Origin of the sequence: Mesorhizobium sp. L2C084A000 (genome assembly GCF_000502875.1) — a bacterium.
GTDB lineage: Bacteria > Pseudomonadota > Alphaproteobacteria > Rhizobiales > Rhizobiaceae > Mesorhizobium.
The window spans coordinates 34,461-47,431 of the sequence record NZ_AYWX01000008.1 but is presented as its reverse complement, the minus strand read 5'-3'; the positions used below and the strand labels follow the sequence as shown (position 1 = coordinate 47,431).

Genomic DNA, 12,971 nt, shown 5'->3' with positions numbered 1-12,971 from the left:
TGGGCTCGTGGAATTCGCCTTCGCACGAATCGTGCAATCATGTAGACTCGGCGCCGGGGTAGAGGACGATCAGGAGGGGTTTTGGCACTTGCTGCCAGCAGCACGACGCGTCTATGGACGCTTGTCGCGAAGGAGTTCTGGCGCAAAACGCGCCGGCGCCTGCGCGCCGGGCCTGTCTATCGCTGGCGCTATTCCGGCCGCACGCCGGAACGTGTGCTGATCGCACCGCCGGACCTGCGCCTCGCCGACCCGCAGATCGCACTCGAGATCTATTACGGCCGCTATCCCCTGTCGGGGCACGTGGTCGAGACCGGCGGCAAGTCGCCTTTCCAGATCCACGTGCCCAATCACGGCTGGCAGAAGACGCTGCACGGCTTTCGCTGGCTGCGCCATATGCGCGCCGCCGGCACCGAGCTTGCCGCCGCCAATGCCCGCGCCCTGGTCTCCGACTGGATCACCATGCATGGCAGCCATATCTCCGGCATCGCCTGGGAGCCGGGCACGACGGCCAAGCGCATCATCGCCTGGTTGCAGCACTCCTCGGTCGTATTGCAGGGCGCCGAGTTCCCTTTCTACCGCGCCTTCCTGAAATCGGTTGCCATCCAGATCCGCTACCTCAGGTCGATGGCGCGCGAAATGCCCGACGGCAAGGACAGGCTGCGGGCCCGCATCGCGCTCGCCTTCGCTGCCTTGTCCCTGCCGGCACCGGCATCGGCCCTGCGGGGCGCGACCCGCAATCTTGCCGAGGAACTCGACCGCCAGATCCTCGCCGATGGCGGGCACATTTCGCGCAATCCGATGGTCGTCCTGGAAATCCTCGCCGACCTTCTGCCGCTGCGCCAGACTTATGCCAACCAGGCGGAAACGCCGCCGCAGGCGCTGATCGGCGCCATCGACCGCATGCTGCCGGCGCTGCGCTTCTTTCGCCATCAGGATGGCAGCCTCGCCCGCTTCAACGGCATGGGCGCCACCATCCACGACCGCATCGCCACCATTCTGCGCCACGACGACACCGCTGGCGCGCCGCTGCTGCATGCGCCGCATTCCGGCTATGAGCGCCTGTCGATGGGCGGCACCACGGTCATCGCCGACACCGGCCCGCCGCCGCCGGTCGATGTGTCCAACGCCGCACACGCCAGCTGCCTCGCCTTCGAACTGTCGTCCGGCCGCCAGCACTACATCGTCAATGCCGGCATTGACACCTATGGCGCGGCTGAATTCCGGCCGCTGGCGCGCGCCACCGCCGCGCACTCGACCGCCACCATCAACGACACCTCGTCGGCGCGCTTCAGCCATTCGTTGCGCGTCAACGACCTGCTCGGTTCGCCGCTGATCGGCGGCCCGCAGCATGTGCAGTGCAAGCGCACCGACCAGAAGGGCGTTCAGGGCTTCATCGCCCGCCATGACGGCTATGTCCCGCGCTTCGGCTTCCTGCATGAGCGCGAGCTGAAACTGTCGTCGAACGGCAATGTGCTGGCTGGCCGCGACCGCTTCCAGCGCCCCGGCAATACGGCGATCCGCAACAATGGGCGCGACTTCGTCACCGTCCGCTTCCACGTTCATCCCGACGTCAACCTTTTGCAGGACGAGCATGACCGCCTGGTGCTGGCCGCCGATCAGGCCGACACCTGGGTGTTCACAGCAGCCGAAGTGGTGCCGGAGGTCGAGGAATCGATCTATTTCGCCGGCCTTGGCGGCCCGCGCCGCAGCCGCCAGATCGTGCTTGCCTTCAAGGCTTCGGAAATCGCCGAAGTCCACTGGCAGCTGACCCGCACCAGCATCGCCGGCCACCCGGAAAACAACTGATCCTCCTGACAGGGCTTCAAACTCAGGTTAACAAAAGGCCTGACGACAACCAGCTCGGGGCATCGGTAGCTTTTGTGCCGGCAGCTTTCCCAAGATAGGAATTTTTTCTTGACTCCGTGCCCTCAGCTATGGTACATTTTTGCCTATGGTGCCGGTTTGCGCCAGTGGCCCGCCGCATAGGCGGATTTTTTCGTTGGTGCTCCGTCAGCCAACGCGCCTGCGAAGTCTCCGAAGAAACCCGTTAACACGGATTCGTTGCCTTGCTCCACCTGACCGCCGGTTTGATTTCCGGGCGGCATGTGCTACGGGCGCGGGCATCCACCACACCAGTCGTGAAAGGCCGCCAGCCCATGGCCGTCGCCGCCAAGAACATTCCCGCACCAGACCTTGTTCCCGTGCGTCGCGCCCTGCTCTCCGTTTTCGACAAGACGGGCCTCATCGATTTCGCCAAAGCGCTGGCAGCGGCCGGTGTCGAACTGGTCTCGACCGGCGGCACGGCAAAAGCGATCACCGAGGCGGGCCTGGCGGTGCGCGACGTCTCCGAGCTCACCGGTTTCCCCGAGATCATGGACGGCCGCGTCAAGACCTTGCATCCCGGCGTGCATGGCGCGCTGCTTGGCGTGCGCGACGATCCGGAGCATTCCGCGGCAATGCGCAAATACGGCATCGAGCCGATCGATCTCGTCGTCTCCAATCTCTATCCGTTCGAGGAGGTCCGCCGCTCCGGCGCCGATTACGCGTCGATCGTCGAAAACATCGACATTGGCGGCCCGGCGATGATCCGCGCCTCGGCCAAGAACCACGCCTATGTCGCCATCGTCACCGATCCCGGCGATTACGCTTCGGTGCTGAATGCGCTGGAGATGAACATCGGCTCGCTGTCGCTGGATTTCCGCAAGAAGCTGGCGGCCAAGGCCTTTGCCCGCACCGCCAGCTATGACGCGGCGATCTCCGGCTGGTTCGCCGAGGCGCTCGAGATCGAACATCCGACATGGCGCGCCTTTGGCGGCAGGCTGGTCGAGGTGATGCGCTATGGCGAGAACCCGCATCAGAGCGCCGGCTTCTACGTCGACGGCGACAAGCGCCCGGGCGTCGCCACGGCGCGCCAGCTGCAGGGCAAGCAGCTATCCTACAACAACATCAACGACACCGACGCCGCTTTCGAATTGGTCGGCGAGTTCGACCCCGACCTTTCCGCCGCCGTCGCCATCATCAAGCACGCCAATCCGTGCGGCGTTGCCGAAGGCGCCTCGCTGAAAGCCGCCTACGCCAAGGCGCTGGCCTGCGACCCGGTCTCGGCCTTCGGCGGCATCATCGCCGTCAACCGCACCCTCGACGCCGAGGCGGCGGAAGAGATCGTCAAGACCTTCACCGAAGTGATCATCGCACCCGGCGCGACCGGCGAGGCCGCGGCAATCGTTGCGGCAAAGAAGAACCTGCGCCTGCTGGTCACCGGCGGCCTGCCGGATCCGCGCACGCCTGGCACAACGGTCAAATCCGTCGCCGGGGGCTTGCTCATCCAGGGCCGGGACAATGCCGTGGTCGACGACCTCGAGCTGAAGGTGGTGACGAAGCGCGCGCCGACAGCGGCCGAAATGGCCGACCTCAAATTCGCTTTCCGCATCGCCAAGCATGTCAAGTCGAACGCCATCGTCTACGTCAGGGACGGCGCCACCGTCGGCATCGGCGCCGGCCAGATGAGCCGGGTCGATTCCTCACGCATCGCCGCCCGCAAGGCACTCGACGCCGCCGAGGCCGCCGGCCTCGCCGAACCGCTGACCAAGGGCTCGGTGGTCGCCTCCGACGCCTTCTTCCCCTTCGCCGATGGCTTACTGTCGGCAATCGCCGCCGGCGCCACCGCCGTCATCCAGCCGGGTGGCTCGATGAACGACAGGGACGTCATCGCCGCCGCCGACGAGCACGGCATCGCCATGGTGTTTACGGGCGTCAGGCATTTCCGCCATTAGCTGCTTTTACCCTCCCCCTTTGTGGGGGTGAGAAGCGGTTCGCGCAGCGAACGAAAAGCCAATTGCTTGGCTTTTCGAGCTTCGAACGCCCTAAGCCTGCGAAGGGCTCGGGGCTGAATTCTGAATGACCAGTCGCCGGGCCGGGTCCCCGCTGCTTCGCAGCGTCCCGGCGTTCACCGGCCTTTCATCGTGCCACTGGCACGATGAATTCGCTTCGCGAACCGGCTGCTCACCCCCACAAGGGGGAGGGTAAAGTCAATCCACCGGCCGGTCCGCCGGATAGGGCGTCTTGACCAGGATCGCCATGCCGATGCCCAGGAACAGCACGATCACCGCCATGCCGAGCCGCGCCGAGCCGCTGGCCAGGGTGACCGACGCGACCATGAACGGCGCCAGGAAACTGGTCGCCCGCCCGGCCAGCGCATAAATGCCGAAATAGCGGCCGGATTCTGCCGCCGTGACGCTGCGCGCCATATAGGACCGCGACGACGCCTGCACCGGCCCGAAAGCCACACCGATCAACAGGCCGAAGAAGATGTAGGCCTTTTCCGCTGCCGTGCCGAACAGGCCGCCGCTGTCCGGTCCAGGCATCATCCAGAGGCCGAACAAAGTATAGCCCGGCCCGGTCGAGACGATGCCGATCGTGGCGATGCTGAGCAGGACCAGCGAGATCATGACGATGGTTTTTGAGCCAAGCGCCGTGTCGAGACGGGCTGCAACCAGACAGCCGAAGATGGCGACGACATTGAGAATGATGCCGAAAATACCAATTTCGGTGATCGACCAGTGGAACATCGCAGCGGCGAAAGTGCCACCCAACGCCAGCAGCGCGTTGACGCCGTCCTGATAGATCATGCGGGCGACCAGAAAGCGGAAGATACCGCTGCGCTTACGCACCTCGCCCAATGTCACTTTCAGCTCCGCCAACCCCTCTCGGACAGCCGGACCGATCGGCAGGCCCTTGATGGCGTCGGGGGTGAAAAAGAACATCGGCAGGATGAACAGGAAGTACCAGCCGGCTGACAAAGGCCCGGTTGCGCGCGCGTCCTCGCCGAGCTTCGGGTCGAGCCCGAACAGCGGGTCGATGCCGATGATCGTCTTGCCGGTCTCCGGCGAACCGGCCAGGCAAGCGACGACAAAGATCAGCGCGATCATGCCGCCGAGATAGCCAAGCCCCCAGGCCATGTTGGAGATCCTGCCGATCTCGCTCTTCGGCACCAGGCGCGGCATCATCGAATCGTTGAACACGGTCGAAAACTCCGCCGCCACCGACGCCAGCGAAAAGAACAGCACGACCAGGAAAAGGTTCGAACCGGGGGCCGCGAACCAAAGCATGCAAAGGCAGGTGACCTTGACCGCGGCAAAGAATGCGATCCAAGGCTTGCGCGGTCCGGTCTGGTCGGCGATCGAGCCGAGGATGGGCGACAGCACGGCGATGACAAGACCTGCCGCGGCGATGCCATAGCCCCAGGCCGCCTGCCCGGTTTCCGGGTCGCTCGCCATCCGCGACACGAAATAAGGCCCGAAGATGAAGGTGGTGACGACGGTGAAGAACGGCTGCGCCGCCCAGTCGAACAACATCCATCCCCAGATGCCGCGCCCGGACGCACGCTGCACTGTCTCTACCGTCATGATGATCCCCCCGGCACCGGTTCCGTGTCGGGCGCCATGTCTGCATGTTTCATGCGCTCATGCAATGAACGAAGCTTGGCGCCGTCCCTTGCCCCTGCCGGGGGTTCATTGTTCGAAAACCCAGCAATTGGCTTTCGTCCGCGGCGCGGGCCAAGCCCTTATTTTTTCTCGTGGGGGAAGTCGGCCCGAAGGTCCGGCACCGTCCTCCACCCCCTGCTTCGCAGCGATTGCCGCCGGCGCGAATTTCTTGATTATTAAGTTGACTCTTTTTGTCCGGTTTGACTAATTGCGCTCGCGCAGGGCCGGAAAGTCACCGGTCGAACGGCTCGATATTGGTCTGACAGGGAATAAGAGATGACGATTGGTCGACAGGCGTTGTTGCGCACTCAGGCAAGGCGATTGATTGCGAGCAGTGCCTTGATAGCGGCATCTTTTGGAGCGATGGGAGCCGGCCGGGCCCAGGACGTTTCGCCGGACGATGCAACCCAACTGGAAACGATCGTCGTCACCGGCAAGTCGGACCGCGTTGTCGGGCCCGATCAAACGATCGTCGCCGAGGATACGGCGACCGGCACGAAGACCGATACGCCCATCGTCGACGTCCCCGCCTCGGTTTCAGTTGTAACCCAGAAGGAGCTGGAGGCACGCCATGTCGAAAGCCTCCAGCAGGCCGTGGCCTACACATCCAGCGTCCTCACCGACGAGTTCGGCAATGATGACCGATACGACTATATTCGTATCCGCGGTTTCGACCAGACATCGCTCGGTACTTATCGCGATGGTCTCACGGCGCGCATCCCCGCTTGGTTCACGGCCAGCCGTCTCGAGCCTTACGGACTTCAGCGCGTGGAGGTCCTGAAGGGATCGACATCGACGCTTTTTGGTCTCAACGGCCCTGGCGGACTGGTCAATGCCATCACCAAGCGGCCGCTGGACCAGAAGCAGGGGGAGATTTACACGTCCCATGGCGACGGTACCAAGGAGGTTGGCGTTGATTTTGGCGGACCGATCGACCCCGATGGCGTGTGGACCTATCGGCTCACCGGGCTGGCCAAGGATGGCGATCAAGGATGGGATTATTCCAACGACGATCGGCTTTACATCGCGCCCGCGTTGACCATCAAGCCCGAGGAAGGAACGTCGCTCACCATCCTGACTGACTATTACAAGCGAGATGGGACAGGCGCACGCGGCACCCCGGCTGGCGGCAATATCGACATCGGCACATTCCTGGGCGAGCCGGATTTCAACCGCTTCAACACGGAGCAGGTCGATATCGGCTACCAGTTCGAGCACGAGTTCAACGAGAACCTCACCCTCCGCTCCAATGCCCGCTACACGCATTTGAGCCTCGACTACGCCGAGGTCTACGGCGCGTCGCTTGACCCCACGGCCGACCGCACGGCATTTTCCGTCGATGGCGTGTCCAACCGCTATGCCTTCGACAATCAGTTGCAATACGATACGGGCTGGAACGGGATCGACAGCAAGACGCTTGTCGGCGTCGACTACGCCAACGACAACACCCGCGAAAACATCCTCTTCGGCACCGCCGGCCCCATCGACATCAACAATCCGACCTATTGCGGTCTGTCCTGCATCAATCTCGGCCCCTACGTGAACTGGCGGGTCAAGCAACAGGCGGTCGGTGTCTATGCCCAGGAGCAATTGACGTTTGACGACCGCTGGATCGTCACCCTGGGCGGGCGCTGGGACCGCGTGCATACGACGGCGGACTATCTCGACTCGGGAACGCAGGACGATGACACGGCATCCGCCTTCACCAAGCGCGCCGGCCTGACCTACAAATTCACCCCGAACCTCGCGGTCTACGCCAACTATTCGGAAAGCTTCCAGCCGCTCGTGGCGCCAAGTGCCAACGGATATGCGGTCTCGGGTTCGCTGAAGCCTCAAGAGGGCAAGCAGTATGAGGCAGGCATCAAGTACAAGCCCGACGGCTTCGACGGCCTGTTCACGGCCGCGGTCTTCGACCTTACCCAAACCAATGTTCCGACCTATGTCACGCCTGTTGTCCAGCAGCAGATCGGCAAGGTCGGCGTCCGCGGCATCGAACTCGAGGGCAAGGCCGCCATTGCGGAAAACCTGAACCTGACACTTGCCTATTCCTACTGGGATGCCGAGATCCTGGAAGACGGCATTGGCGGAAATGCCGGCAATCGGCCGCAACGTGTCCCTCGCCACCTGGCTTCGGCCTGGGTTGATTATACGCTTCCCGAGGAAGGACGGCGTGGCGACCTGACCATCGGCGGAGGCGTGCGCTATATCGGGCAAACCTACGGGGATGACGCGAACACGACTTCGATTGGCGGCTACGCACTGGTGGATGCGGCGATCAGCTACAAGATGACCAAGGACGTGACATTGGCCCTGAACGCAACGAACCTGTTCGACCGGAAGTATTTGACAACCAGCTATTACGGAACCGAATTCTACGGCGACCGGCTGAAAATCGTCGGCACGCTCAAACATTCCTGGTGAGCTTTTTGAACGCTAGTTTCGAAGCGGATGGCATTCGAAAAGAGCCACACGCATCCGGTGATGCGTGTGGTGATCGTCGACGGTTCACATCCCCGTCAGATCGCTCATCAGCCCCGACGCCACCGACAGCCGCGACACGGTGATGTCGCCGCCCTCGGTCAGTGCCTGCAGCCGCTCGCGGATGCGCGCCACCCGCTCGCCGCCGGCGTCCAGCCAGGCAACCACCGGATCGGCCGTCTTGGCGTGGCCGGTGAGTGCCGCCACCGCGATGCCGCGCCGTGCCGCGCCGATCGTGTCGGTGGCGCGCGACAGCGCCAGTTGATCATAGTAGTCCGAAGGCGTGATCGAGCGTGCGGCGTCCTCGACACGCGGGATGCGGAAGGCATCGCTGACGGCGAAGAACGCCTTGGCCGCGGCGACGATATCGGCGCCGGCGGTGCGCGCCGTCAGCGCGATGTCGGGGATAAGTTCCGCCACCTCGCTGAGCGCCAGTTGCCCGGCCAGCCCTTCCGGCACGCCGCTCTTGAACAGCCCGTGCCGCTTCTCCTCGATGCGCTCGCGCGAGAAAGCCGGCAGCAGCGAAACGAGCTTGGGTTCCAGCGCCTTGCGTGCTTCCTGCAGCTCGGCGATGCGCTGGCTGAGGGGTGCCGTGCCGGCATCGTTCTTCAGATACCAGCCGCTGGTCACATAGATCAGCCGGCTGACCATCTGATAGAGATCGAGCTGCACCTGGCCGTCGATCTGGTTGTCGAGCGCATCGATCTCGCGATAGAGCGCCGGCAGCGCAAAACCGTCGCGCACCAAGGCGAAGGTCCGCACCACGTCGGCGGCGGTGCGCCCCGTGGCTTCCTGCAGCCGGTTGACGAAGGATGGGCCGCCGCGATTGACCAGATCGTTGGCGACGACGCGCGTGATGATCTCGCGGCGCAGCCGGTGGCCATGGATCTCAGTGGCGTATTTCTTCGCCATCCGGTCCGGGAAGTAGCCCATCAGGTCGCGATCGAAATGCGCGTCATCAGGCACGTCGCTGGCGACGATGTCGGAAAACAGCACGATCTTGGCATAGGCGAGCAGCACGCCAAGTTCGGCCCTGGTCAGCGGTTCGCCACGCGCCTCGCGCTCGGCAAGCGATGCCGGCGACGGCAGCGTCTCCACAGTGCGGTCAAGCAGGCCGCGCGCCTCCAGCGCCGTCATGAAACGGCTCTGATGCGCGATATCGGCGAGGCCGCGCTTGCGGGCGATCGAAAGCGCCAGCGTCTGCTGGTAGTTGTTGGACAGCACCAGCGAACCCACCTCGTCGGTCATCTCGGCCAGCAGCTTGTTGCGTGCCGGGCGCGTCAACGACCCCTTGCGCATGGCGGACGCCAGCGCGATCTTGATGTTGACCTCGACATCGGAACAGTTGACGCCGCCCGAATTGTCGATGGCGTCGGAATTGCAGCGGCCGCCATTTAGGCCGAACTCGATGCGCGCCCGCTGCGTGACGCCGAGATTGGCGCCCTCGCCGATCACCTTGGCGCGCACGTCGAGCGCGGTGATGCGAATGGCATCGTTGGCGCGGTCGCCGACCTCGGCATTGGTCTCGGTCGATGCCCGCAAATAGGTGCCGATGCCGCCGAACCACAGAAGATCGACCGGCGCCTTGAGGATGGCGGTCATGATCTCGACCGGCGTGGCGGTGATCTTGGCCAGGCCGATCGCCGCCGCCGCCGCCGACGGCAAGGTGATCGACTTCTGGTTGCGCGAGACGATGATGCCGCCTTCCGACAGTTTCGTCTTGTCATAGTCCTGCCAGCTCGAACGCGGCAGCGCGAACATGCGCTCGCGCTCGGCCATCGAGGCTGCCATATCGGGATCGGGGTCGATGAAGATGTCGCGATGGTCGAAGGCGGCGATCAGCCTGGTCTTCGGTGACAACAGCATGCCGTTGCCGAACACATCGCCCGACATGTCGCCGACACCGACGACGCTGAAGGACGAGGTCTGGATGTCGCGGTTGATCTCGCGAAAATGCCGCTTGACCGCTTCCCAGGCTCCCTTGGCGGTGATGCCCATCTTCTTGTGGTCGTAACCGGCCGAGCCGCCGCTGGCGAAGGCATCGTCGAGCCAGAAACCGTGTTTCTCCGAAATGGCATTGGCGGTGTCGGAGAAGGTTGCCGTGCCCTTGTCGGCGGCGACGACAAAGTAGGGGTCGTCAGGATCGCGCCTGACGACGCCGGCTGGGGGTATGACGCCATTGAGGCCGATATTNGTCGTCGAGCCAGAAGCCGTGCTTCTCCGAGATCGCGTTGGCGGTGTCGGAGAAGGTCGCCGTGCCCTTGTCGGCGGCAACGACGAAATACGGATCGTCCGGGTCGCGCCTGATAACGCCGGCCGGCGGGATGACACCGTCGAGGCCGATATTGTCGGTGATCGACAGCAGGCTGGAGACGAAGTTCTTGTAGGCCGAGGTGCCGGCCTCGAAGATCGCGTCGCGGCCGGCGCTCATCGGGAGCTTCTTCGGATAAAAGCCGCCCTTGGCGCCGACCGGCACGATGACGGCATTCTTGACCTGCTGTGCCTTGACCAGGCCAAGCACCTCGGTGCGATAGTCCTGGGCGCGGTCCGACCAGCGCAGACCGCCGCGCGCCACCGGACCGAAGCGCAGATGCAGGCCTTCGACCTCGGAACCGTAGACGAAGATCTCCCGCCACGGTCGCGGCGCCGGCAAGCCCTCGACCGCGTGCGAATCGAGCTTGATCGCCAGCGACTGGCCCTTTTCTTTCGTATCGGCAACGAAATGATTGGTGCGCAGCGAGGCTTCGATCAGATTGAGATAGCGCCGAATGATGGTGTCGTCGTCGATGTTGGGAACGTCTTCCAGCGCATCCTTGATCTTGGCCTTGAGGTGCTTTGCCGCCACCATGCCTTCGGCCTCGGCTGTCGGGCCAAGCCGGGCGATGAACAGCGCATGCAGGCCGCGCGCGATGTCGGGATAGCGGTTGAGCGCGGCGGCGATGAAATCCTGGCTTTGCGGAATACCCACCTGCTGCAGATAGCGGCCATAGGCGCGCAGGATGGTGATCTCGCCAGACCACAGGCCGGCGGTCTGGGCGAGGCCGTTATAGCCGTCATTGTCGACGTCGCCGCGCCAGACGGAGAGGAATGCGTCCTCGAACAGCGCGCCGCCATCGGTCAGATCGATCGGCTTGCCGTAGCTGTTCTCAAGCTCCATGTCGTGGATGAAGACCAGGCTGGACTGGTCATCGCCAACCTCGAAAGTGCGCTCGCTGATGACGCGGAAGCCGATGTTTTCCAGCACCGGCACCCGGCGCGACAGCGCCACAGGACTGCCGTGGTGATAGATCTTCAGCGCCGCCTGGTGCGGCTTCTGCTCGGCGTGGCGATAATAGTCGATGGCGATCGGATTGCCGGCGCTGATCCTGGCGATACGCCCGGCGTCGGCCAGCGCCACCGCCGCGCTGAACGAATCGCGGTAGCTTTCCGGCAGCCGCGCGGCGATGCTCTTCAACGCCTGGTCGGCGCCATTGGCCTCCGCCGCATCGGAAAGCGCATCTTCCCAGGTGCGCACGATGTCGCGGATCGCCGCCTCGATCGTCGCTTGCTCGACCTTCGGCGTCTTGCCGCCGGAGCGGCCGATGATGAAGTGCACGCGCGCCAGCCCGCCCTCGGGGAAGGCCGGGTAGTACGCCGACAGCCGGCCTTCGAATACGGTCTTCAGATACGAGCCGATCTTCTCGCGCACGACGCTGTCGTAACGGTCGCGCGGCACGAAGACGAGGATCGAGACGAAACGGTCGAACTGGTCGGCGCGCACCAGCGCCCGCACCCGCGGCCGCTCGACCAGGCCGAGAATGGCCGCTGCATGCTTCCTCAGCACCGGCACCGGCACCTGGAACAGTTCGTCGCGCGGATAGCTTTCCAGGACATTGATCAGCGCCTTGCCGGAATGATCGTGCCGGTCGAAGCCGGACTTGGCGATGATGGTTTCGGCCTTGGACCTGAGATATGGGATCTTCATCACCGAGCGCGTGTAGGCGGTCGAGGTGAACAGGCCGACGATGCGCAATTCGCCCGCGAGCGTGCCCTTGGCGGTGTAGGTCTTGACGCCGATATAGTCGAGATAGATGCGGCGGTGCACGGAAGACTTGGCATTGGCCTTGGTGACGATCAGGGGCTCCGGCCCATGCAGGAAGGCGCGGATCTCCGGCGTCGTCGTCACCGCTTCGGTGCCGCGCCTGAGCACCAGCACGTCGGGGTCGGACAGGATGCCGAGGCCGGGCTTTTCGGCGCGCTCCAGCGTGCCGCTTTCCTCGCCGCCGGTGTATTTGAACTCGCGCATGCCAAGGAAGGTGAAATTGTCGTCGCGCAGCCACTCCAGGAAGGCGAGGGCCTCGGCAACGCTCTTCTTGTCGAGCGGCACGGCCGTATAGCGGAATTCCGAGATCGCCTGATCGAGGCGGGCCAGCATTGGCCTCCAGTCGTGAACGGCGGCATGAACCTGGCCAAGGATCTTGCGCAGCCGCTCGCTCAATCCGCTCGCCTGCTCGGATGTCAGCCGTGGGATGTGGACATGGATGACGCTCAGCCTGTCGTGGCTGCCATCGTCCTTGGCGAAATTGCCGTCGCCGAGGATTTCTTCCACGCCGCCCTTGCCGTGGCGCACGACGATAACCGGATGAGTGACCAGGGTCGGTTCGCCCGATGTCTCGGTGATCTCGCCGAGGATGGAATCGAACAGGAACGGCATGTTGTCGTTGACGACTGTGACAACCGTCATCGGGCGGCCGTCTCGCACAACACCCGAATCGGCATCGACGGCGACGACGCACTCGCCTTTCCTGTGAGTGGCGACTGCCTGGCCGGCGAGATCGGCAGCGCGTTCGAGGTCGGCCACCTCATAGGTGGCGATGTCTTCAGCCGGCGCGCGGGCGAGCAGATAGTCGGCAAGCCTGGCTGGCCTTTCCTCCGCTTTTGTCGCTGCCGTGGCTTTTTTCTTCGGCTTGCTCGCGGATTTCACGCTGGCCATGACGCACGTCCCTCCCGTCGAATGCTTTTACGACTATG

At 64.0% G+C, this 12,971-nt stretch carries 5 protein-coding genes and 1 pseudogene; 3 read left to right on the top strand and 3 right to left on the bottom strand.

Features of this window, described 5'->3' with window-relative positions; genetic code table 11:
• The first annotated feature begins 81 nt into the window (after positions 1-81).
• Both X735_RS148930 and purH read left to right on the top strand, forming a co-directional pair.
• Complete coding sequence (locus X735_RS148930) at positions 82-1,806, top strand: heparinase II/III family protein (RefSeq protein ID WP_023811734.1); 1,725 nt, start codon at positions 82-84, stop codon at positions 1,804-1,806.
• Between the two features lie 350 nt (positions 1,807-2,156).
• Positions 2,157-3,773, top strand: coding sequence for a bifunctional phosphoribosylaminoimidazolecarboxamide formyltransferase/IMP cyclohydrolase (purH, locus tag X735_RS148935; RefSeq protein WP_023811733.1), 1,617 nt, complete (start codon positions 2,157-2,159; stop codon positions 3,771-3,773).
• Between the two features lie 255 nt (positions 3,774-4,028).
• On the opposite strand, the gene X735_RS148940 is transcribed toward purH, so the two are convergent.
• Entirely contained in the window at positions 4,029-5,405 is a 1,377-nt protein-coding gene (locus tag X735_RS148940) for an MFS transporter (protein ID WP_023811732.1), read from the bottom strand.
• 354 nt (positions 5,406-5,759) lie between these two features.
• Here X735_RS148940 and X735_RS148945 point away from each other — a divergent pair, with 354 nt between their 5' ends.
• On the top strand, positions 5,760-7,904 hold the full coding sequence (locus tag X735_RS148945) for a TonB-dependent siderophore receptor (protein WP_023811731.1): 2,145 nt from the start codon (positions 5,760-5,762) through the stop codon (positions 7,902-7,904).
• Positions 7,905-7,988: 84 nt separating this feature from the next.
• Here X735_RS148945 and X735_RS0134325 read toward each other — a convergent pair whose 3' ends face one another.
• Positions 7,989-10,235 (bottom strand): NAD-glutamate dehydrogenase domain-containing protein, encoded by a 2,247-nt coding sequence (locus X735_RS0134325; protein WP_031213435.1) that lies wholly within the window; start codon positions 10,233-10,235, stop codon positions 7,989-7,991.
• A pseudogene (locus X735_RS1000000169815) lies at positions 10,156-12,933 on the bottom strand (NAD-glutamate dehydrogenase domain-containing protein); the annotation flags it as partial. The gene X735_RS0134325 and the pseudogene X735_RS1000000169815, both read right to left, overlap by 80 nt.
• Positions 12,934-12,971: the final 38 nt, after the last annotated feature.

Bases quoted from the DNA above. Each gene is read 5' to 3' on its own strand.
- purH (WP_023811733.1), top strand. From the start codon at position 2,157: ATGGCCGTCGCCGCCAAGAACATTCCCGCACCAGACCTTGTTCCCGTG.
- X735_RS148945 (WP_023811731.1), top strand. From the start codon at position 5,760: ATGACGATTGGTCGACAGGCGTTGTTGCGCACTCAGGCAAGGCGATTG.
- X735_RS148940 (WP_023811732.1), bottom strand. From the start codon at position 5,405: ATGACGGTAGAGACAGTGCAGCGTGCGTCCGGGCGCGGCATCTGGGGA.